The following is a 22,118-nucleotide window of genomic DNA, read 5'->3' as shown; positions in this document are numbered from 1 at the left end:
TCCAGGATTGGGTTGCTCTTCGGCGCCTTTGTCCCGGTCCAAAGACGCAGCCTACCGCACTAAACTCAAAAAAATAACCAGTCAGAACAAAATAAATCGGCCAATGGTCGAGTAAAAAGGATGAAGTGGGCGGAATTTGCTGCAATCCCGATTTTATTTACTACCCTGATAAACAGGGAAGCTGGAGAGATTGGGATGCGTGCCGCTTTTATCTCCCTGATATCAGGACTTATCAGTCTGCATGTCTTTGGTCAGGAACTACCTGCCGAACATCATTTCATTTGGGCAATAAATGACGCGCCGCCCTTTCATATTATGCGAGGCAAGTATGAAGGCCAGGGATTCTGCGATGTACTCACTGAGCAATTAAAGCATTCACTGAAGGGCAAGCACGAAGTGATTTATCTGCCCCCCGGCAGAATTGCCAAACTACGTAAGCAAGGCGCCCCTTTGTGCTTCCCTTGTATGATCAAACAGGCTGACACACAAGATACTACGTATTCGCGTGCGACTCTCTACTATCAAGCCCACCAGCTATTTACCAGCCCGGACTTAGCATCAGAATTACAGGCTAAACATGGCCAGCCCATACTATTGGCCAGCTTACTGCAAGACTCTGAATACTCTTTTGTCAGACCGCTAGGCCGCCAATACGGAGAACACTTGCAGCCTTTAATGGATAAGTATGCAGACAAGAATAAAAACCACATTCAGTTGGCTGGTGAAGCACCAACCCTCACAATGCTTCGCTTGATTACCGCCAAGAAACTGGACTACAGCTTGGACTACCCGGTTATTGGTCGATACTTCGAACTCACTAGCGAACATAAACTTGCTTACTTACCCATAGCCGAAAACCAGCAAACGGCCATCATAGGTGCAGTGGGATGCAGCAATAGTCCATGGGGTGATCAGACTATTTCGTTAATAAACCAAGCTCTGCCGAGTGTACTCCGCTCAGCAGCCTATATGCGTAATCTGGAATTTTGGTTTGCTGATGCCAGCCCTGCGTTCTGGCACCAGTATCGTAGTCAGGTTTTAAACCAATCGCCTACGCAACAGATTAGTATTTCGCGTTGAAACGGCGTCTGCTAAAGGCAGCCAGCATACCGGCCAACAGCACGCCAAAACCTAAACTACCGCCTGAGCTTGAACCTTCTGATTCTGGTAATTTATTAATCAGGGTATTAGGCACGGGATTCAACTCGGGGTGAGTATTGACTGCCGCATCCACTATCACGATGTCGGTAATCAGTACCAAGTTCTCACCTTTTACGTCCTGACTGGCATCGCTGTAGTTACGCAGGGGAATATTGCGAAACGCTGGCCCTTTGTCGAACGTCTGTAGTGCAGCAATGGCATCCACCACTTGCATGCCATTCCCTAGAACCTGGCCAAATACGGTAAAACCATGGTTCTGCAGATCCAGATTAGCACTGTTGTCCTTTAGATTAATAAACCACTCAGAGGTGGCACTGTTGGGGTCATTCGCAAGTTTAGCCATAGCAATAGTGCCTCGCACATTTGACAACTTAGGCTCATTGACCACAGATGCCGCTTTGCTTAGCTCATTGAGGGGCAACTCGCCATCGAATTGATAGCCACCCGCCTGAATGATGAAGTCGTCCATTGAACGATGTACAACGTTATTAAAATAAGCGCCGGATTTAACGTAGCCTAGGAAGTTTTCCACCGTTTTTGGGGTTTTGCTGTCATATAGGTTGACCTGGAAGTTGCCCATCACAGTTTGTACTTCAACCACTGTTGCCTGTGCTGACCAGGTTGATAACGTGAGCAACCCAGCTCCCAGAACAAAATTAATATGACGCGATAACTTCATTTGCGCTTTTCCACTAAATATAAGAATTAACTTGGGAGAGAAGCTTAAGTGGAAGGCAAGGGAAAAACCTTATCAGTTTGTGTTCTTTTGTGTTTGCCTGTAGCTCAGGGGCGAACACGTTCGCCCCATATTTTTAGACTTTTGCCAGACGACGAAAACGCCAGCTCAACAACCCCGTTAACCCTATAACTATTAAGACCAACATCAGAGGTAAAGGGTATTGTGCCGTTGGTTTCGCCACAAACGCAGGAAAGGTGTTGAAATCATCAGCGCCCATTTGCCGATCAGCGAACAGATAAGGGTAAACAAACTCGCGTAATTGGCGATGAAAGTCGCTGATCTGTTGCAGGTACGCAAAATACGCCTGACTATCTGTTCCAGCCATTGCATACAGGTAGCGCTGCAACAACAGACTGGGAGATAGCAAACTTATCTTATCCAGTTGTCTATCTCTGGCCTGATGCTCCATCAGATAAGCCTGCCATTTATCCTCAACCGCCTGGTCACTTAAATGCTGCATGGCAAAGTACCACTTCCAGTGAAAGCGTCCGCTGAAATCAAGCTGCTCTGTGAACTGCGGATAATGCTCAGCAAAGTCAACCAATGCCTGATGCATATCCTGATCCCAACCGTTATTCATCACCAGGCGCTGTTCGACCGCCGCTTTCAACGGTAGCTGCGCATCAAACGAGCGGCTTTGCTGCAAGTGCACCAATCCCGGTAGTAATACAGCTAAAACCAACCACACAGATAGAAATGCCAGGTTGTTGTAAAGAGAATCACGATTCAGGCTGATAATCAGCCCTGCGATCAAAAACCACAGCAAACAATAGAGCAAGCTGATACCGATAAAGGCAACAAACAGGCCGTCCAGCGGTAGCCCTACCACCACAGCAGCCACAGCGAACAGCAGACAAACCAGCAAGGCAATCAGAGCAAAACGAAGCAGCAGCGCCCTAATGATAAGCCGTGCTCCGGTATGCGCTGACAAGGCATTAAGCATTCGCCAGCGGCCACTTTGCCGTTCTTCCGACAGCAAACTAACCGTAACAATGCCGATCAGAATGGGTAACAGATAGGCCAGCACAAAGCCCAGGTCAAAGCCACCCGCCCGGCTTCTGGCTGGATTGATCAGTTCGCGGCCGTAGATCTGTCCCTGTAAGGCTAAAGCCTGTAAACGCATGGCCGTGAGTCGATACTGACTTTGACCTGAGAACAGTGCCGCCCAGGGTGACAACTGCCATTGAGTGGGTACCGACGCATAATAGGCCAGTGATCCCACTTCCGGGATGTGCGCGGCACCACTGATCTGCTCTTTCTCCTTATCAAAAATCAACGCGGTGTTCTGTTGATCCTGCATTTGCCTGTCATAGTTTAGCGCCCCCAAATAAATCGCCAGCAGGCCACTTAATAAAAACACCAGCAGGCTGAGGTTATTGGCCTTGCCGCTGAACATGCGTCTGAGCTCAAATTCAAACACGGACATATGACCTCCTTTGTACAGTCGGCAACCACAGCAATATCAGCAACATCCCAAATAGCAGCAACGCAGATAAGGTTGCTTTGCCCATTCCAGACAGAGACCAGCTCAAGGCAGGAAAGGCATAGTGAAAGGCGGGAAAAGCTTGCCAGTAACTGGCGGACAGACGCTGCCCACGGTCATCGTGATAATCCACTTCTTCCACATGCAGCTTATTCAGCTGTTGAATGCGGGCATAGCGATGCGACTCAGCTTGTTGCTCGAAGTCGAAGAAGTGACGACTATCGGTGCCGCTTAACGCCATGCTCAAATCTCGCGCCGCCAGATAGGGATTCAACCAGTAAAAGTGGCCTATAAAGGCTTGTTGCTGGGCAAATCGCTGCAACTGTGCCTGGTAGTGGCGGTCATAAATCTCCGCGGTGATCCGCTCCCCTTCCTGCATCACCAAACCTCGGTAGTTAACCGGCAGGTCCTCAACGCGCGTCACCCCATACTGAGCCAGTATGCGCTCCTTAAACGCGTTAAAATGCGGATCGTGAGGATTGTGACTATTACCAGTTTTACGCACTTCGGATTTTACTGTTTGGGTGAAATCGTTTCGTTTCAAATGCGGATACAAGGTCTCAGCACTATCGGCAAGTACGCGCGGCATCAGAACCGTTAACACAAACCACAAGGTCACTAATACACTCAATGACTGACGTGATGTGGATGACAGTACAGAGCACAGCAGAATTAAGGCCACCCAAATCAGGCAGTACAGCAGATAAACGGCCAACAGCAACAAGCAACGCCACCACTGCTGGATGTCAGTACCCACCTCAGAAAAAGCCGCCAGCAGCAAGGTCGCGCAGAATACCGGCAGTATAAAAGCCAGCGAAAGCAGCAGGTATGCCAGCGCTTTGCCCACCAGCAATTGTCGGAAACTCACGCCCAGCGAAACCAGTTGCCGTAAGGTACCACTGTCTTTCTCACCACTTAAGCTGGCAAAGCCCATGGCAATTAACAGTAATGGCCATATCAGTAACAAGGTATTGGCCACCGACAACTCGGAAAACCTGAGTAGCAGCTCGGCATTGTCATCTTTTGAGAAGTTGGCACTGTTTTGCTTGTGCGCCTCCAGGAAGATACTGTGCCCTACCCAGCTGTTCACGCCTTGATCAAAGAAACTCAACATGCCCGGCGGCCTAAATGCAAAATGACCAAAGTGCGCCACCCTATGTGGGTGGCGGTCTGGCTGGGCTAGCCATTGTTCTTCCACCATGGTCTGCGCATTTTGCTGCACAACCAGACTCTGTTGATACTGCTGCCAACTGTTCCATAGTACCAGCGCGAGCAAAAATTGCGCTAACACAAACAACAACTTAAGTGTCTGGTTATGCCACTTTCGCTTTAGCTCGTGGCAACAAACTGTCCAATTGATACTCATCCCCAGCTCCTAAAAGTGATAGGACAGGCTGAGGTTTACCCCCCGGCCATCAGCGGGTGAATGGATAGTTTCAGCACCGACCAGGTAGACATATTCGTGATAAGTATCAAACAGATTGTTAATACGAAGACCGGCATTTCCCCAACCGAAATCATAGTTAAATGCCAGATCAATCAGCCTGTAGTCGCCATAGCGCTGCGCTTGCACAAAGTTGGAGACATAATAATCTCCCTGCCAATGGCCGTATAACGCCACATTTAACTTATCCAGGCCGCTGTATATCAGCCCCAGTGTGGCGGTATAGGCAGGAACCCCTAGCAGCCAGTTGCCTTTGCTGTCGACCTTTCCAGGCCCAGGTTCGGTTAATGTGGCTTTTTGTCTGGTATAAGAGGCAAAGCCTGACCAATCCGCATTGAGGTCTGCGCTAAGGGCCAAATCCCAGCCACGGCGACGGGTTTCTCCCAGGTTTTCGAAGTCGCCTGAGCCGTCGGTTTTCGGGGTTAACTCGTCTTTGGCGTCTTGTTGCCACCAAGATAAACGGCTGTTCAGCCATGCAGTGGGTTGCCAATGCACACCGCTCTCATAGCCATAGTTTTTAGAAAGCTCATGCTCAGTGCCAGCCTTAACGTATGCATCTGCCCCCGTAGGAGCCTGAAAGCTGACCCCGTAGTTGGCGAACAGATTCAAGTCATCATTGACCTGATACAACAGATTGAATTTAGGCAATACGGTGGTGCCATTGTCATTCAGATGACGTGTTTGCTGACTAAGCAGATTCAGCAACTCGCCGCTGAATCTGTCGACCCGCACACCACCGCTAATCGTCCAGGGCCCCTCACGGTATTGAAGCTGGCTATAGCCCCCCCAATTGTTGTAACTAAAATCCCAATTTCGGAAGGTGCGCTGGCGCACACGTTTTTCCGTCACATGACGACTGTTTTGATTGTCCTGCGCCTGATAATCCAATCCCGCCAGGAATAACCAGTTGTCTCCCAAGTTACGGCTTAGCTGCAGAATGGCACCCTGCTGTTGATCTTTTTCTAAGCGCTCTTGCTGTGGAGACGTCGCGGTATATTGCAGATATCGGTGACGGTCGAACTGCTGCCAATACAGCTTGCCATTGAAATGCCAGTAGGCTCCCGTGTCATGCTGCCAGTGCAAACTGATATGGCGGGTTTGTTTGTCACCACTGTCGTCTTGCGCATAGCTGGCAGACTGGCTAGGGTCCTGACGACTTTGCGCCTCGGTAAGATAACCCGGCGCCTGAGCCTCATAATTAAAATAGCGGGCAATCAGGCCAAATTCAGTTTGGGGGGACAACTGATAAAACCATTTACCTGAGAAGGTTTGCTTCTCCAGTTCAGCGTGATCCCGATAGCCATCGGTTTGCCTGTGACCAACAAAGTAGTGTTGGGACAAGCGCTCGCCGTTGTGACCATGATAAAACTGCGCTTCGCGGGTATTAAAACTGCCGTACAACACCTCGGCTTCACTAGCCTCGTCACGACGACTATGCATATTCACGGATCCAGCCAGGTTGTGCAGACCGTATCGAACGTCCTGATTACCTTTTACAACTTCCATGCGCTCCACTTCCATGGGAAACAGCGCATCCATTTCAGCCAGCCCAAGATGCAAGTTACTCGGCACCCCATCAATCAGCAGTTTCACATGAGGCATTGACCCTTCACCATTAAAACCGCGAATGGCAAAGTCGGTAGACACTATGCCCTGATTAAAACGCGCAAAATAAATACCCGGTATTTTCTTCAGTAAATCCACCGTGACATTGACATGTTCGTTTTGCAGTTGATCACGATTAATAAGATCCACCGAGCCTGCGAGACTGGATTGTTGCACGCCATTTTGACGACCTATCACTTCAATGCGCTCGCCAATCACAATTAGAGAACTGCCATCGGGTGCTTCATCGGCCAACGAAGCACCAGCATAAAAAGAAGCCAGCATGGTGCTGGCCAATAGTTTGAATTTGTGTGTCATATGAGAATTCAGGCCGTTTTTTCCAGGGAAATACCACTGATATGTTGATGATAAAGGTGCTCAAGACTGTCCAGTGAAAGCTGTCGATTGGCCAGCACGTCCAGCAGTCGGCCGCGTTTCATGATGCCGATATGGCTGGCCAGAGTGTGGGCGCAATACAAATCATGGGTCACCATTAGTATGGCCGCCCCCTGTTTAGCTAGCTGCTCGATGATTTTGATGAATTCACGCGTAGCACTGGGATCCAGGCCAGACGTCGGCTCATCCAGCAGCAGTACTTTAGCGCGGCGCAAAATCGCAAAGGCAATTCCCACTTTCTGTCGCATACCTTTGGAATAGCTGGCCAGCGGTTGCAGCCAGGCGTCCTCCTGCAAACCGGTTTTCTGCAGCGCATCTTTGATTTCATTCAGATCGGCAAAATTGCCGCACAACCTGGCCAGATAGCTCAGGTTGTCAATGGCGTTGAACTCTTGATACAAATTGACGTTTTCCGGCAGATACACCAGACGCTGTTTACTTTTATGTGGCTCAAGCTGAACATTGATGCCTTCAACCCATGCTTCGCCACTATCTGGCGCAACAAAGTCCAGTAGGATATTTAGCGTTGTGCTTTTACCCGCCCCATTTGCTCCAAGCAGGCACATCACCTCCCCGGTCTGAACTTTAAAGCTAAGATCATCCAACGCCAGATGCCCGCCAAAGGCTTTACTGACGTGCCTGAGTTCTATCATGGTTATTGTTACCCTTTGTTTTGTATGTCACTTCGACCGCAAAACAAAGATGTTATAACATTACAATAACAGACTCCAGAAGAAATGTGATAACGTATCAATAGGCTGAGTTTGTTATCGCTAGTAAATTTACTGGATTAAATAAACTAGAGCTTCTTCAAGGCCACGGCATTGATACAGTAGCGCAGGCCACTGGGGGGAGGTCCATCGGGGAAGACATGTCCCAGATGGGCATCACAGACATTGCATAAGGTTTCAATGCGCCGCATACCATGAGACTCATCCATGACATAGGCAACGGAATCAATGTTGGCGGGTTGAGTGAATGACGGCCAGCCACTGTGACTATCAAACTTATGATCCGCATCGAACAGCAAGGTATTGCAGCATGCACAGGTATAGCAGCCGGGTTCAAATCTGGCACACATGGCAGAGCTGAACGGTCTCTCCGTACCATGCTGGCGAGTTACCCTGAACACCTCTTCATCCAGCAATTCCTGCCACTCCTGCTCAGATTTTTGAATCTTGTGCGAGGGTTTAGGGTTGCCCTGAATAGCGAAATTAATCACATCTGCCCAGTTCAACATGATGACTTTCCTTCTTGGCAGCCTGTTCGCCGCCGCTTACATGCCTGAATAACCTCAGTATGCATCAAGACAGCGGCACAAACACAAAACTTTCAAATCTCTGCAGGTGTCATCCATGACTACCCACTTTTAATTAGCAAATTAAGCTGTTTCCACCTGCCGCTCGCTGACTTTATCCAGCAGGTACAAAATGGATTGATAGGGAATGCCGCTATGCTGACTCAAACCGATTTCACAAGTGCGGCTATTAGATACGCCCTGATGACAACCGCTCGGAATTTGCTGTTTCAAGCCTTTAAGTGCACTGGCATTGAGCTCTGGGGTAAAAAAGCCTTTATCCCCGGCAAAACCACAACATTGAATATCTTTGGGGATCACCACGTCTTCGGCGCAGGCTCTGGCCAGCTCCACCAATTGCTGCTCAGCATGCAAGCGCTTGCTGGAACAGGTGACATGCAGCATCACAGGTTGCTGCTGTTTGCGGATGTGTAAGTTTGGCAGCACATACTGATGCAGGAACTGGGCGGTCTCCTGCACATTCAAACCTTCCTGACTAAACTGCAATGCACAAGGCGAAGCATCGACCACTATGGGTAATTCCCGCTCTTTTGCCAGTTGTAACAGTGCCTCTGCACTTTGCTGACGCTTTTGCTTAGCGAGTGCTTGGTGCCCTTTGCTGTCCCAAGGCATACCGCAGCAAAGCTGTTGCAGATTATCCGGGATCAGCACCCTGTAGCCAGCTTTGGCCAGCACACTGGCCATTACCTCAGGTAAAGGGCGGCGATCCTCCGCATGACTGTCAGCATCAAACATGCGATTGGCGCAGGTAGGAAAATACACTACCGCCTGGGCGTCAGGGTGTTCCGGAATATCGCTACCTTTTGCTCCCCCCGGCCAAGCTGGATACCAGATTGGTACTGCGCCTGCAGTCACCTTGTTCAGACCGCGGAATAAAGCCCCGGTGGCCGAATCGCCCAGCACATTGTGGGTAACCTTGCTGGCGTTAAGTGCAAAACGCGCCACCACGCCCGCCGCCGCAAAATGCTCGGCCGCCATCCCTGCCAGCCATTTTCCTGTTGGCTGCTCGGCACGTAACGACTTAATAAAGTCGCCGGTGTTGATGCCAACCGGGCAGCGCATGGCGCACAAACCGGTCGCTGCGCAGGTATCAACGGCCAGATACTGATAAGCCTCTTTTAGTTGGGCTTTCTCGGCACCTGTTAATGCGCTGTCACCATCCTGGATCTGCCGATGCAAGGCAATTCGCTGGCGTGGCGTCAGGCTCAATTCACGAGATGGACATACCGCCTCACAAAAACCGCACTCGATACATTTATCCAGCTCAGTATGCACCGACGGAATTGGCTTCAGATCCTTTAAGTGGGCGTTAGCATCATGATTGATGATAACCCCCGGATTCAATACGCCAGATGGGTCGAACAAGGCCTTAATATCTTCCATCAATTGGTAAGCATCTTCGCCCCACTCCAACTTTACAAAGGGGGCCATATTACGTCCGGTGCCATGTTCAGCTTTAAGTGAGCCGCCAAACTCCACCGCAACCAGCTCACCTACCGCTTGCATGAACTCACCATAACGCTGTACTTCTGAGGGCTGGTTGAAGGATTGGGTGAAGACAAAATGCAGATTCCCTTCCAGCGCATGACCGAAAATAATGGCTTCCGGATAGTCAAAACGCACCAACAACGCTTGAAGCTTCTCAACCCCTTCGGCTAACTGCGCGACCGGAAAGGCCACATCCTCGATAATTACTGTTGTGCCAGCCGGGCGCACCGCGCCCACAGCTGGGAAAGTACCTTTACGAATAGCCCAAAGCGCCTGGTTGCGGGCAGGCTCCTGGCTGAATGACACTTGCGCGAGCATGGACGATTCAAATCCTGCCAAAATGCCTGACACCGCGTGCAAGTGAGCGGCGAGCATAGCTTCATCTTCACCAGCAACTTCAATCAACAACGCCGCGGCATTGTCTTTAAGCGCTGCCATGCCAGCTGGCATGGCGGGTTTTTCAGCTACACTGCGTAGCGCTCTGGCATCCATCAGCTCCACTGCGCTAACCGGTGCCGATGCCAGTAATTGCACGGCTTCACAGCAGGCGCGGATATCGGCGAAAACAAACAGCCCTGTGGCTCGAAACGCCTCATCAACCACTGTGTGATAGGTAATGTCAGCAATAAATCCCAGCGTCCCCTCAGAGCCAATCATCAAGTGTTTGAGAATCTCTAGAGGTTGGTCAAAGTCCAGCAACGCATTAATGCCGTAGCCCGTGGTATTTTTAAGCCGGTACTTGTGCCGGATCTTTTCACTGAGCACGGGATTGCTTTTTACTTTTTGCGCCAGTTCAGACAAACCATCAAGCAGCTGTGGGCGCTTAGCCACAAAGGCCTGAACGCTGGTGGAATCGGCAGTATCCAGGCGGCTACCATCGGCCAGCACCACATGAATATCAGCCACCGTGTGGTAACTGTTTTGCTTGACCCCACAACACATACCCGAGGCATTATTGGCGGCAATTCCGCCAATTTTACAACTGTCGATTGAGGCTGGATCCGGCCCGATCTTACGTCCCAGTGGCTTCAGCAACTGGTTAGCATGCGCCCCAATCACCCCAGGCTGCAGCCAGATTTTTTTACCCTCGTCCAACACCTTGGCACCGCGCCAATGCTCAGACAGCAAAACCAATACCGAGTCGGTTACGGCCTGGCCTGACAAGCTGGTACCGGCGGCACGAAACGTCAGAGCAACTTTGTGGGTATTGGCACAGGCAACCAAACGGGTCAGTTGCTCGAGCGTATCGATGTTCACCACCAGTTTGGGAATAAGCCGATAAAAGCTGGCATCACCGGCATAAGCCAGTCGCCGGGGCAAATCGGAATACATATTGGTCGCGGCCAAGAAGGTCTGTATTTCATCCACAAAACGTTGAAAGTCAGCCTTATTTTCCGAGTTTTGCTGCATCATCTGCCCCATTTTGGTTTGCGAGTTGTGAAAATTATTCGTATTCATTTAATATGTATCGAATAGCTTATTATTGACCTTTCAGAGTGGCGCTTCATGTCAACATTCATAAAAATCAAAGCCATGCGCGACAACCTCTCCACCAGTGAATTGGCCTTGGCGGACTATATATTGTCCCATCCAGAGAGCATCCGCGACTTATCCTCGCAGAAGCTGGCTCAGCAGGCCGGCGTCAGTCAATCCAGTGTGGTGAAATTTACCCAAAAACTCGGCTATCGCGGCTATCCGGACTTTAAATTTGCCATCAACGACAGCTTGCGTTCAGCCCAGCAAAATGACACGCCCAGACTACATGGGCAAATATCCCTGGATGACACTTTTTCTGCTGTCGCAGAAAAATTACTCTCCAGCAAAGTTGCCGTGCTGACCAATACCAAAAGCGTCAATGAGCAATCCACCTACGAGCAAGCCCAAGCCATGCTGCAAAAAGCCAATCGCATACTCATATGCGGCGTGGGTGGCTCAGCGTTGGTCGGCCGGGATTTGTCGTTTAAACTGCAAAAACTCGGTATGTCAGCCTTCGCGGAAAGCGATAACCATGTGCAAATGGCCAACGTGGCCAACTATACCAGTAAGGATCTGCTGTTTGTTATCAGTGAATCGGGGGAAACCCGTGAAGAAGTAGCCGTCACTGAACTGGCCAAAAAACATGGGGTGACAATTGTCAGTCTCACCGGTTATGGCAACAACAGCATATCCAAACTGGCCGACGTCAAACTCTACACAGTGTCTGATGAAAACTCGGCGCGTTTATCTTCTATTCTCGCGCGAACGGCGCAAGAGTTTGTTATAGACACCTTGTTTATCCTGCTTACCCAGTCTTCCGCAAAGGGCCGAAAGCTACTCGAAGTTTCCAACCAGGCCATACGCGAGTTTCGCACCAGCGGCCGCTAAGCGGTTCAACAGGTATCCAGCCTGGATACCTGTTTGCCTATTCAAACAACCTCAAGGGTAGAGCAAATAGCCCTGACGCATTTTCATATACTGCTGCAAATCAGTCTGCCACTGAGCGCGGATCTGTGCTTCGCTTAAGCCTTCAGCTAGGGCCAGACGCAGTTTGTCAGTACCGGCCAGTTTGTCCATGAAGCTCGGACTGGTGAAAAAGGTCTCACCGGCCTCTGCAAATTTATGATGCCATTCAACCAGATAATTAAGGTTTAAGCCTTTGGCTTCAATACCACGTAAATCCATGCCCTGCACTGTGACATTTTCAAACTTGGGATGAGTAGACGCCCCCGGAATAGAACGAGGCGCAAAACTGAATGGCTCGGCGGCACTCACAAACAAGCTGTCATGGCCAATCACCTGGAAGGGGAAATCTGTCCCTCTCCCTATGCTCACCGGCGTGGGTTCAAAAAAGCCCAGCGACGGATAGTGACGGATTGACACATAGTTGGGCAGATTCGGACTGGGTCTGACAGGCAGCTCATAGCGCATATCATGACGGTAACCCTGCATAGGGATAACGGTTAATGCCAGGGATTTATCTGTTTCAAGCCAACCTTCTCCGACAATCATATGGGCCAGTTCACCCACGGTCAGGCCATGCACCAACGGGATCTCATGCATTCCCACAAAAGAACGAAATTCGGGCTCAAGCATTGGGCCGTCAACGTAATCACCGTTGGGGTTGGGTCTGTCTAACACCATAAAGGGCAGGCCCGCTTCAGCAGCGGCTTCCATCATATAGTGCATGGAACTGATGTAAGTGTAGTAGCGCACCCCAACGTCTTGGATATCAAATAGAATGACATCCAAATCGGCTAAGGCTTCGGCTTCAGGTTTACGGGTTTTGCCATAAATGGAGTAAAGTGGAATACCGGTTTTTGCATCAATGGATGAGTCCACTTTGGCGCCGGCATCATGGTCACCTCGAAAACCGTGCTCAGGGGCAAAGATACGTTGAACCGTTACCCCTTTTTCCAGCAACAGATCCACCAGGTGCTGCTCACCAACAACAGAGGTTTGGTTAACAATCAAGCCGACCCGCTTACCGGCCAGTTTGGGTAAAAACAGTCCATCACGCTCAGCGCCCACCTTGAGGTTATCTGCAGGTGCACTGACATGGCTGGAACAAGCCACCAAACTCGTTGCCATCAACAAGGTAACCAGCCACTTAAACATCAGTTCTGACCTCTTGCAGACTCAACGGCTTTACGCAAAAAGCCCTGCTGCTTATCCAAAAGCGCCTGGCCTTCTTCGCGCTCCAAACCGGTCAGAACGTGTAAAATGGCTAACTTCGCCTTAAAGCCCGTTTTCGCCAGGGCGTCACGCGCAGTTTCATGGTCACAGTCAGTGGCTTGCATCACGATACGAATAGCACGGGCATAAAGCTTCTGATTACTGGCATTCACATCCACCATCAGATTTTCATAGCTCTTGCCGCTACGGATCATGGCTGTGGTGGTCAGCATATTCAGCACCATTTTCTGCGCCGAGCCCGATTTCATCCGAGTTGAGCCAGTTAACGCCTCGGGGCCTACAGTGGCACAAATACCAATATCGGCTTCCAGGGTCACGGCCGAATTAGGGTTACAGGTGACACTGATCGCCGGTGCGCCGAGTTGCTTGGCGTATTGCAAAGCAGAAATCACATAAGGTGTACGACCACTGGCTGCAATTCCCACCAACACATCGTCGCCGCTCAGGCCAACTTTCTGTAAATCCCTGATGGCCAGTTCAGGGTCGTCTTCCGCCCCTTCCACCGCTTTGTACATAGCACCTTCACCACCAGCAATAATGCCAATGACCTGCTGATCCGAGACACTAAAGGTTGGCGGACATTCCACCGCATCTAACACCCCAAGACGACCACTGGTGCCGGCACCGATGTAAATCAGTCGCCCGCCCTTAGCGAAGGACTCGACAATCTTATCTACTGCCTGGGCCACCAAAGGAATGGTTTGTCGAACCGCCAGCGCCACTTTCTGATCTTCTTGATTGATCTTGTCGAGGATCTCTTCGGTGCTTAGCAAATCTATGTCATAGGTTTCAGGGTTGCGTCCTTCAGAAACCATTTGATCCAATTGTTGTAGCAAAACGGATTCGTTTTTCAGCTTATCTTGGGTTGATGCCATCTATTTGGCTTCCTCATTGTTCAAAGTAACGTCTTCAGATTTCCGTGCCAGCAAGCAGGCGCCATCCAGGGCAGTCCCACGCGCACGAATTAAATTCATGTTTTTATCTGCAGCTAAGGCAGTGATGGTTGGCTCGGCAAGCCCGCCGGTCAGTACCAGCGGCAAATCCTGGTCATGCTGTCGACTGGCCGCAATCAATCGCTGCACTTCCTGTAAATGCGCGGCAAAAAGCTGTCCTGCTACCGCACATTGGTCTTTCAGGCTAAGTACCATGGGTACCAAAGCCGCGTAATGGGTTGGGGTAGCGGCAGCCAGCCATTGCAAAATAGTCGGCTTATCCTGCCCCAGTTGAGACTTCAGCATTTTGCCCAGCTTGGATTCAGCATGACCACCGTGTAAATCAAGTTCCCATAACAAGGTAGTTACCGCATTCACGCCCAAGCGAGCGCCACTACCCTGATCGCCGACCAGCAGTCCCCAACCGCCGATTTGGCGCTCTCCCCCATGGTTATCCAGCACCATGGCCACTGAGCCTGTACCCAACGCCACCACGACCACAGGCTCACCAAGGTTGGCACCGTAGGCCGAAGTTCGGGCATCAGAACAGAGCGTTATATGCTTAAAATGCCCACAAAACCCCGCCATGGCATCGGCGCAAAAACGTGGGTTCCCGGCTCCAGCCAAACCGGCCAGAGCAACTATATCCTGAGTTCGGCAACCAGCCTGCTCGGCCAGCTCTTCGGCCAGGGAGAGAATTCGTGCGACCGATTGCGGTACACCCAGGCTCAGCGATGAGGCTTCACCTCTCGCTTCCCATCGCTTTCCGCTGGCAAGATGCTCCAATCGTGCCAGAGTCTTACTACCACCGCCGTCTATACCTAAAATATACTGAGTCTGCATGTCAGCTTACCTGCGCTGGCGATTGCTGACTGCGGCCCGCCCAACAAACCGTAAAGGCAATAGCGGTACCGATACACAACTGCCAGGTGAAACCGAGGTTAAACTGCCAGCTTTCAGGTAACAGCAGACCTTGAATATAAGGCTGCATCGCCAGCGTAACCATAAAACCTGTTATCAAAGCTGCCAGCACCGAACGCGGGCTGCCGCCTTTGGTAAACAGGGTGGTGAAGTACACGCCCAGCAAACCACTGTATGAGAAGACCATCACAGAGAGAGCAAAGGCGAGCAGCGGCATATCCGAATATTGTTGCCAGTAGAAACACAAAATAGCCATACCCGACAGCGCCACCGCCGCGACCACCATGCCCATTTGGCCAGCCCAGACAAAGTGCGCTTCGCTATGCTCGCCGCGCTTTTCTTTCATCGGGCGATACAAATCCTGAACCAATACGGAAGACATGGCATTCAGGCCGGAGTTTAAGGTGGATAATGCAGCGGCAATCACACCGACAGTTACTAATCCTCTGACCCCCACCGGAATTTCATTCAACACGTAATACATAAAGATAGTGATCTGCTCACCTTCGAAGCTTTGCACTATGGGCTGTCCGGCATCTGTCATCATCAAGTCAGGACGCTGATAGAACACATACAGCAGCAAACCAATAATAATAAACAGCGCCATCACCGGGATAACCATCACCACCGACCAAATCAGGGCAGAGGCCCCCTGCTTGGCATCTTTACAACTTAGCATGCGCTGCGTCATGTCCTGATCCAAGCCAAAGGCGGCAATGTTAAGCAGCACAAAGCCGGTAATGGCCGACCAAACGGTAAAGACTCCGGTAGGGCCAAAGTCCAAACGCCAGTCAAACAAGGTCAGCTTTGACATTTCACGGTCTGCTGGATTCGCCAGCGCATCCATGATGGTTGACCAATCGGCCGGGATGCTGACCGCCAGAAAATAAATAACAAATAGTGCGGCCCCCACATACACGGCGCACTGAATCACATCACTGACGATAACGGATTTCAGGCCACCCACGAAGGAATAGGCCAGCCCCACCAGCGTCAAAATGACAATAGCGCTGATAACGCTGCCAGCCTGGATATCACCGAACAGAATCATGGCGACGGCTATGGCGGCCATGTACAATCTGGCGCCACTGGCAAACACGCGACCGAACAGGTACATAATACCGGCCTGACGCTTGGCCGATGCGCCAAAGCGCTGTTCAAGCAGTTCGTATACTGTGGTGACGCGCAATTGATAAAAACGTGGGATTAAGAATATGGCCACACCAAAAGCGGCAATAAATGCGCCGATATTGGTGGCAAGATAACTAAAATCGTTGCGATATCCCTGATCCGGCCCCCCCAGAAAAGTGGCGGCCGATTGGGATGTAGCCAGCACAGAGATGGCAACCATCCATATGGGCATCTTATTTCCGCCAAGAAAATAGTCGGCGGTAGTAGCCGCCTTCTGTCTGCTGTAGTACCAGCCGGTAGTGGCCATCACAACAAAATAGGCGGCAAATACCAGCCAGTCCTGCCAGGCAAATTGGCTATGCATTCGAACCTCGCTTATCGCACTTAATCTGGAAATACCTTATAAGGATTTCCCATTGATGTAATTTTTTATACTGATATGATTTCATTCTAATGAATAATTAATTCCGAAAGCCAGTAAAAAATTATTCTTTTCACTGGTCTTGCCGTAAAGTTTGCTGTCGGCACCGGGAGTGATAAAGTTCCAACGGGAGTATCTATGTATCCAATCGGACGTCGCCTTAAGCGCGGCAAACTCATTTGTATTGTGGCGACTATCTTAACCATGACATCTTGTTCTCCAGCTTCTCAGCCTGCCGCTAAACTCAGCGATGCGCAACTTCGCGATGACTTGGCGCAGAAGATAATGATCGATCTGCGTTACTATTGTGAGCAAACGCCAGAAAAAGGCTTATGCCGCACCCCCATGACCGAACTGCCTGACGACTTGGCCGGTCTGATTCGCGATACCGGTGTAGGTGGCGTTATTCTGTTTGCCGAGAATCTTACCGACGTGCCACAAATGGTCAGACTGAATCGCGCCATGCAATTGGCCGCCAGCCAGTCAAAAAGCCAGCAACCTTTGTTTATCAGCCTGGATCAGGAAGGCGGGCGGGTTGCCCGGGTGCCGCGTCATTTAGGCACTGCCTTTGCCGGAAACATGGCCATCGGCGCCACTTATCAGAAACACGGTCTGGAGTATGCCAAAGCGACCGGCACAGTGTTAGGTAAAGAGCTAAAATCCCTGGGTTTTAATGTAAACCATGCACCTACAGTGGACGTCAACGTCAATCCAGACAACCCGGTCATCAATGTACGCTCTTTTGGTGAAGATGCTGAGCTGGTTGCTAAGCTGGGTATTGCTCAGATGCAAGCCATGCAGGAACAAGGGGTAATTGGCACACTGAAACACTTCCCCGGACATGGTGATACCGCTGTGGATAGCCATACCGGTCTGCCCCTGGTGGAGCATGACCGCGCCACCATAGACAAAGTTGATCTGTTGCCGTTCCGTCGCGCCATAGAGCAAGGTCTGGTGGAAACCATCATGACAGCGCATATCCAGTACCCTGCCCTGGATGATTCCAAGCTGGTCAGCAAAACCGGTGAACTAATTTTACGCCCAGCTACCTTGTCTCGGGCCATTCTGACAGACCTGCTGCGTGGTGAATTGGGTTTTAAAGGGCTAATTGTAACGGACGCCATGGACATGGCCGGCATTTCGCATTTCTTCGAACCCACCCAGGCAGTGATAGAAACCTTTAAAGCCGGTACCGATATGGTCCTGATGCCGGTACGTTTGCACAGCAAAGAAGAACTGAAGCAGTTACCAGAATTGATCGACGCATTGATGGCCGCCATCCAGTCTGGCGAATTATCGGCCGAGGAGGTACATGCCTCTGCTGAGCGAATCAGGGCCAGCAAAGCCCGTTATGTGAAACTGGACCAAGCAAGCGAAGCAGACGCTATTGCCAAAGCCGAAGCTGTAGTGGGTGCAGATGAGCACAAGGCTCTTGAACAAGCACTGAGTGATGATGCGCTAACACTGGTTCGTGGTACCCAGGATTCCGTGGTTAACAACATCCAATCGCTACATCTGGTTATGCCTGACAGAAGCAAATGCTTGGCCATGCAACAGGCTCTGAGCCGCAACTTGCCTTCGTTATCTTCCAGCTGTGCCAGCCTGCAAGGCTTCGACGCCGAGCTAAATCAGTCGCAAATGGCAAATGCCGACATGCTGTTGATTGCCAGTATCACACCGGCACAAAGTGCAGTGGAGCGTGGCGGTATGGAAGACATGAGCTTGGTAAAAGCCGATGCTTTGGATCACCAGGCCCAGCAGGCATTGATTCCGGCCCTGATAAAACAGGCCAAAAGCCAGAACAAAGCCGTTGCCTTTGTGAGCCTGCGTACACCATATGAAACGGCTCACCTGGCTAAGGAAGCCGATTTGGTATTGGCCACTTATGCCTACAACAGCTATGTCATCCCCGGCACAGAGGCTGAGCCACAAATTTATGGTCCGGCATTTGAGACTCTGGCTCGCTTCCTGGCCGGAAAGATATCCGCCACCGGCCACTTACCAGTGTCGGTGAAGCAAGACTAAGCCTCCATCTAATGTGTACATTGACCGGGCTAAATGGGATACCTCCTATCCTCTTGGCCCGGTTTTACATTCAGGTTAATAATGCCTGTTCTGAGCCGAACTTCAGGCCATCGGATTACAAAATAATAATGAGGATCCTCCATGCTAAGTCGCTACGCTAACGGAATTCTGCAGGGCCTGCCGCCTAATCGTTTACTGGCTATTGATGCCTTTCGAGGTTTAACCATAGTTGCCATGATTCTGGTCAACAATCCCGGCAGTTGGAGTTACGTATATGCGCCCCTGCTACATGCGCAGTGGCATGGCTGGACACCCACAGATCTGATCTTCCCGTTTTTTGTATTTATCGTCGGCTTATCTATCAAAATTGCCATTGACCGCCAACTGGCCGCCGGCCATGCCCGCGCTCCTATTATCAAGCATGCCTTTATCCGCATGACCAAGCTGGTTTTACTTGGTTGGTTCCTCGCCTTGTTTTTCTACAATTTCCGCGATCCGTCCTTTAGCTGGATAAATGATCGCTTGCTCTCCATGCGCATACCCGGCGTATTGCAGCGGCTTGGTCTGGTGTATTTCTTCACCGTCCTGATAGTGCTGTATTGGCGCACCGCAGGACGCGCGATCTGGGCCCTGCTGCTGACCTTTGGTTACTGGGCGATGCTGGCGTTTGTGCCATACAGTGACACAGCCGGAAACCAATATCAGGGCTTGTATGACTATGGCAACAACCTGGCGTCATGGCTGGATCAGTTGCTACTGGGTGCTGCTCATGTGTACGACAAGAAAGCCGCACCTTTTGTTATGGATCCGGAAGGTATACTCAGTACCTTGCCCGCTATTGCAGGCTGCCTGACAGGCGTGTTAGCCGGGCAGTTTCTGATGAACGACAAAATAGCCTTACTAAAACGCATTGGCGGATTACTGGTTGTAGGTTTAGCTTCAGTGCTGATTGCCGAAGTCTGGAATAGTCTGCTGCCCATCAACAAAGCCTTATGGACACCTAGTTTTGTCTTGCTGTCTTCAGGTTTTGCCTGTTTAACCCTGGGCTTGTGTTTGTGGCTTATCGATCACAAAGGAATAAAGGCATGGACCGCACCTTTTGTCGTATTCGGCGCAAATGCCATTGCGTTCTATATGTTTGCTGCCATTGTTGCCAGAGTGTTGCTGATGTTAAGCGTGGGTGACACCAGTCTTAAGGGGTGGCTATACACACAAGTATTTCAGCCCCTGTTTGGTAACTACAACGGTTCGTTAGCCTTTGCGCTGTGTTTCCTGGCGCTGTCTTATACAGTAATGCATTGGATGTACAAGCGAGGCTGGTTCTGGAAAGTCTGATACAGAGGATGTGTTATGCAGCAAGACCATCAAGAAATTGCCCAGGCACTTAAACGTTTCCTGTTCACCGTGCTGGCAATCTCAAGTGCGTCTCTGTCACTAATGATGGCATGCATGTGGCTGTTCGGTCAGGATCGCGACAGCCGCTTCTCAGATAATCAGTTTATTGCCTCTGATGGACATTTTAATACTGCTTTGTATCAAGGACGTTGTGACGAACTTATTGAGCCACCACAACAATCATCTGCAATAAAAAACAAGGATAGCCTGCCACCGCAGTTGGATGATGGAGCATTCCTCAACGACAATCTGAGCATTATCTCCTCCAATTACTACTGGAAAAATGGTTTCAGTGTTGAGGCGGCGTCATCGGGCATGGTTGCCCGGCTTGAAATAAAGTAGCCAAGCTAACAAGCTCCAGCCAAGACTGAGAGCACGGGGCAGGATATACCTGCCCCAACATCCTTAGAAAAATCCCAAAGGACTGGTGCTGTAACTCACCAGCAGATTCTTGGTCTGCTGATAGTGCTCTAGCGCTTGCTTATGAGTTTCCCGGCCAATCCCCGACTTCTTATAACCACCAAAGGCGGCGTGGGCTGGGTAAGCGTGATAACAGTTAGTCCAAACTCGTCCGGCTTGAATGGCACGACCCGCCCTGAACGCACGATTCAAATCACGGGTCCATACCCCGGCGCCCAGTCCATATTCCGTATCATTGGCAATCCGCAGCGCATCGGCCTCATCTTTAAAGGTTGTCACACCAATAACAGGGCCGAAGATTTCTTCCTGGAACACCCGCATGCTGTTGTCCCCCAACAACACGGTTGGTTGGATGTAAAAACCCTTTTCCAGGCCGCTGCCAACTCTGGCCACATCGCCACCAAGCAGTACCTTAGCCCCCTCACTGCGCCCCACCTCGATATAGTTCATGATCCGTTCGAACTGTTCCATTGAAGCCTGCGCACCAACTTGGGTGTCGGTATCCAGAGGGTGACCCCGTACTATAGTTTCTGCACGTTTGAGCACCATAGCGATAAAGTCAGGATAAATACTCTCCTGAATCAGGGCGCGAGAAGGGCAAGTACAGACCTCACCTTGGTTAAAGAAGGCCAGCACCATACCTTCAACGCATTTGCTCAGGTATTCGTCTTCGTGACGCATTACGTCTTCAAAATAGATATTCGGTGATTTTCCACCCAGTTCAACCGTGCTTGGGATCAAGAGCTCGGCGGCACATTTAAGAATATGCTGGCCAACTGCGGTGGAACCGGTAAAAGCCAATTTGGCTATCCGCTTACTTTGTGCCAGCGCTTGTCCTGCTTCTTCACCCAGACCATTGACGATATTGATCACACCGGGGGGCAGTAAATCGCCTATCAGTTCCATTAAAACCAGAATTGACGCCGGGGTTTGCTCAGCGGGTTTAAGCACCACGCAGTTACCCGCGGCCAGAGCCGGCCCTAATTTCCAGGCCGCCATCAAAATGGGGAAGTTCCAGGGAATGATCTGTCCAACCACACCCAGAGGTTCGTGCACATGATAAGACACGGTCGTAGCATCTATCTCTGCCATACTGCCTTCCTGAGCGCGCAGACAGCCGGCGAAATAGCGGAAATGGTCTACCGTAAGTGGAATATCCGCGGCCAGGGTTTCTCTCACGGCTTTGCCGTTATCCCAAGTCTCAGCGACCGCCAGCATTTCAATGTTCTGCTCAATACGATCAGCAATTCGCAGCAATACGTTAGAGCGCTCTGCCGCAGGTGTGCTACCCCAGGCATTCTTAGCTTTATGCGCTGCATCCAACGCCAGATCGATATCTTTGTAGTCAGAACGAGGCACCTGGCAAAACACTTCACCGTTTACCGGGCTGACATTGTCCATATACAAACCGTTGACCGGTGCAACCCACTCACCACCGATGTAGTTCTGATATTGTTTTTTGAAGCTCACCACCGCGCCGGGCATACCGGGATTTTCATAACGCATGACATTCTCCTGTTAATAATTTGTTGCAGAGAAACCATAGTCACTAAAAGGCCGCTTTGCT

At 50.6% G+C, this 22,118-nt stretch carries 17 protein-coding genes; 5 read left to right on the top strand and 12 right to left on the bottom strand.

The window, feature by feature from the left end:
* Positions 1–195 precede the first annotated feature (195 nt).
* Positions 196–1,080, top strand: coding sequence for a hypothetical protein (locus KJY73_RS13595; protein WP_214344257.1), 885 nt, complete (start codon positions 196–198; stop codon positions 1,078–1,080).
* Here KJY73_RS13595 and KJY73_RS13590 read toward each other — a convergent pair.
* From KJY73_RS13590 to KJY73_RS13560, 7 genes are all read right to left on the bottom strand, one after another.
* Positions 1,064–1,840 carry a peptidylprolyl isomerase gene (locus KJY73_RS13590; RefSeq protein ID WP_214344256.1) on the bottom strand — a complete coding sequence of 259 codons (777 nt, stop codon included), beginning with the start codon at positions 1,838–1,840 and terminating at the stop codon, positions 1,064–1,066. The genes KJY73_RS13595 and KJY73_RS13590 overlap by 17 nt on opposite strands.
* 133 nt (positions 1,841–1,973) lie before the next feature.
* Entirely contained in the window at positions 1,974–3,326 is a 1,353-nt protein-coding gene (locus KJY73_RS13585) for a DUF3526 domain-containing protein (protein ID WP_214344255.1), read from the bottom strand.
* On the bottom strand, positions 3,313–4,749 hold the full coding sequence (locus KJY73_RS13580) for a DUF3526 domain-containing protein (RefSeq protein ID WP_214344254.1): 1,437 nt from the start codon (positions 4,747–4,749) through the stop codon (positions 3,313–3,315). The genes KJY73_RS13585 and KJY73_RS13580 overlap by 14 nt, the downstream gene beginning before the upstream one ends.
* Positions 4,750–4,758: 9 nt before the next feature.
* A complete protein-coding gene (locus KJY73_RS13575) occupies positions 4,759–6,750 on the bottom strand; it encodes a TonB-dependent receptor (RefSeq protein WP_214344253.1) in 1,992 nt (663 codons plus the stop codon).
* An 8-nt stretch (positions 6,751–6,758) separates the two neighbouring features.
* Positions 6,759–7,481, bottom strand: coding sequence for an ABC transporter ATP-binding protein (locus KJY73_RS13570; RefSeq protein WP_214344252.1), 723 nt, complete (start codon positions 7,479–7,481; stop codon positions 6,759–6,761).
* Between the two features lie 146 nt (positions 7,482–7,627).
* On the bottom strand, positions 7,628–8,068 hold the full coding sequence (gene msrB, locus KJY73_RS13565) for a peptide-methionine (R)-S-oxide reductase MsrB (protein ID WP_206594042.1): 441 nt from the start codon (positions 8,066–8,068) through the stop codon (positions 7,628–7,630).
* Between the two features lie 141 nt (positions 8,069–8,209).
* A complete protein-coding gene (locus KJY73_RS13560; protein ID WP_232848604.1) occupies positions 8,210–11,092 on the bottom strand; it encodes an FAD-binding and (Fe-S)-binding domain-containing protein in 2,883 nt (960 codons plus the stop codon).
* A 48-nt stretch (positions 11,093–11,140) separates the two neighbouring features.
* Between KJY73_RS13560 and KJY73_RS13555 the strand changes: the two genes are divergently transcribed.
* Complete coding sequence (locus tag KJY73_RS13555; protein ID WP_214344251.1) at positions 11,141–11,998, top strand: MurR/RpiR family transcriptional regulator; 858 nt, start codon at positions 11,141–11,143, stop codon at positions 11,996–11,998.
* A gap of 51 nt (positions 11,999–12,049) precedes the next feature.
* Here KJY73_RS13555 and KJY73_RS13550 read toward each other — a convergent pair whose 3' ends face one another.
* Genes KJY73_RS13550 through KJY73_RS13535 form a run of 4 tightly spaced genes read right to left on the bottom strand, consistent with a single transcriptional unit; the run spans position 12,050 to position 16,654 of the window.
* Positions 12,050–13,228: an exo-beta-N-acetylmuramidase NamZ family protein gene (locus tag KJY73_RS13550; protein ID WP_214344250.1), complete on the bottom strand. Its 1,179-nt coding sequence runs from the start codon at positions 13,226–13,228 to the stop codon at positions 12,050–12,052.
* A complete protein-coding gene (murQ, locus tag KJY73_RS13545) occupies positions 13,228–14,181 on the bottom strand; it encodes an N-acetylmuramic acid 6-phosphate etherase (RefSeq protein ID WP_214344249.1) in 954 nt (317 codons plus the stop codon). Before murQ ends, KJY73_RS13550 begins: the two co-directional genes overlap by 1 nt.
* Positions 14,182–15,081, bottom strand: a complete 900-nt coding sequence (locus tag KJY73_RS13540; protein WP_214344248.1) for a BadF/BadG/BcrA/BcrD ATPase family protein — start codon at positions 15,079–15,081, stop codon at positions 14,182–14,184.
* A gap of 1 nt (position 15,082) precedes the next feature.
* Entirely contained in the window at positions 15,083–16,654 is a 1,572-nt protein-coding gene (locus KJY73_RS13535) for a sodium:solute symporter (RefSeq protein ID WP_214344247.1), read from the bottom strand.
* Positions 16,655–16,849: 195 nt separating this feature from the next.
* On the opposite strand from KJY73_RS13535, the gene KJY73_RS13530 reads away from it, so the two are divergent.
* The 3 genes from KJY73_RS13530 (at position 16,850) to KJY73_RS13520 (ending at position 20,473) form a co-directional block, all read left to right on the top strand.
* Entirely contained in the window at positions 16,850–18,736 is a 1,887-nt protein-coding gene (locus KJY73_RS13530; protein ID WP_232848603.1) for a glycoside hydrolase family 3 protein, read from the top strand.
* A gap of 141 nt (positions 18,737–18,877) precedes the next feature.
* Positions 18,878–20,071 carry an acyltransferase family protein gene (locus KJY73_RS13525; protein WP_214344246.1) on the top strand — a complete coding sequence of 398 codons (1,194 nt, stop codon included), beginning with the start codon at positions 18,878–18,880 and terminating at the stop codon, positions 20,069–20,071.
* 15 nt (positions 20,072–20,086) lie between these two features.
* Complete coding sequence (locus KJY73_RS13520; protein WP_214344245.1) at positions 20,087–20,473, top strand: hypothetical protein; 387 nt, start codon at positions 20,087–20,089, stop codon at positions 20,471–20,473.
* A 63-nt stretch (positions 20,474–20,536) separates the two neighbouring features.
* Here the strand turns inward: KJY73_RS13520 and exaC are convergent, their stop codons facing one another.
* A complete protein-coding gene (gene exaC, locus KJY73_RS13515; RefSeq protein WP_214344244.1) occupies positions 20,537–22,057 on the bottom strand; it encodes an acetaldehyde dehydrogenase ExaC in 1,521 nt (506 codons plus the stop codon).
* Positions 22,058–22,118 lie beyond the last annotated feature (61 nt).

Source organism: Bowmanella yangjiangensis (genome assembly GCF_018531185.1).
GTDB classification, from domain to species: Bacteria; Pseudomonadota; Gammaproteobacteria; order Enterobacterales; family Alteromonadaceae; genus Bowmanella; species Bowmanella yangjiangensis.
Note: the sequence above shows the minus strand (reverse complement) of the source record. Positions and strands in the feature narration are given on the sequence as shown.

Coding starts and splice junctions, on each gene's coding strand:
- KJY73_RS13595 (WP_214344257.1), top strand. CDS start 196: ATGCGTGCCGCTTTTATCTCCCTGATATCAGGACTTATCAGTCTGCAT.
- KJY73_RS13590 (WP_214344256.1), bottom strand. CDS start 1,840: ATGAAGTTATCGCGTCATATTAATTTTGTTCTGGGAGCTGGGTTGCTC.
- KJY73_RS13585 (WP_214344255.1), bottom strand. CDS start 3,326: ATGTCCGTGTTTGAATTTGAGCTCAGACGCATGTTCAGCGGCAAGGCC.
- KJY73_RS13580 (WP_214344254.1), bottom strand. CDS start 4,749: ATGAGTATCAATTGGACAGTTTGTTGCCACGAGCTAAAGCGAAAGTGG.
- KJY73_RS13575 (WP_214344253.1), bottom strand. CDS start 6,750: ATGACACACAAATTCAAACTATTGGCCAGCACCATGCTGGCTTCTTTT.
- KJY73_RS13570 (WP_214344252.1), bottom strand. CDS start 7,481: ATGATAGAACTCAGGCACGTCAGTAAAGCCTTTGGCGGGCATCTGGCG.
- msrB (WP_206594042.1), bottom strand. CDS start 8,068: ATGTTGAACTGGGCAGATGTGATTAATTTCGCTATTCAGGGCAACCCT.
- KJY73_RS13560 (WP_232848604.1), bottom strand. CDS start 11,092: ATGAATACGAATAATTTTCACAACTCGCAAACCAAAATGGGGCAGATG.
- KJY73_RS13555 (WP_214344251.1), top strand. CDS start 11,141: ATGTCAACATTCATAAAAATCAAAGCCATGCGCGACAACCTCTCCACC.
- KJY73_RS13550 (WP_214344250.1), bottom strand. CDS start 13,228: ATGTTTAAGTGGCTGGTTACCTTGTTGATGGCAACGAGTTTGGTGGCT.
- murQ (WP_214344249.1), bottom strand. CDS start 14,181: ATGGCATCAACCCAAGATAAGCTGAAAAACGAATCCGTTTTGCTACAA.
- KJY73_RS13540 (WP_214344248.1), bottom strand. CDS start 15,081: ATGCAGACTCAGTATATTTTAGGTATAGACGGCGGTGGTAGTAAGACT.
- KJY73_RS13535 (WP_214344247.1), bottom strand. CDS start 16,654: ATGCATAGCCAATTTGCCTGGCAGGACTGGCTGGTATTTGCCGCCTAT.
- KJY73_RS13530 (WP_232848603.1), top strand. CDS start 16,850: ATGTATCCAATCGGACGTCGCCTTAAGCGCGGCAAACTCATTTGTATT.
- KJY73_RS13525 (WP_214344246.1), top strand. CDS start 18,878: ATGCTAAGTCGCTACGCTAACGGAATTCTGCAGGGCCTGCCGCCTAAT.
- KJY73_RS13520 (WP_214344245.1), top strand. CDS start 20,087: ATGCAGCAAGACCATCAAGAAATTGCCCAGGCACTTAAACGTTTCCTG.
- exaC (WP_214344244.1), bottom strand. CDS start 22,057: ATGCGTTATGAAAATCCCGGTATGCCCGGCGCGGTGGTGAGCTTCAAA.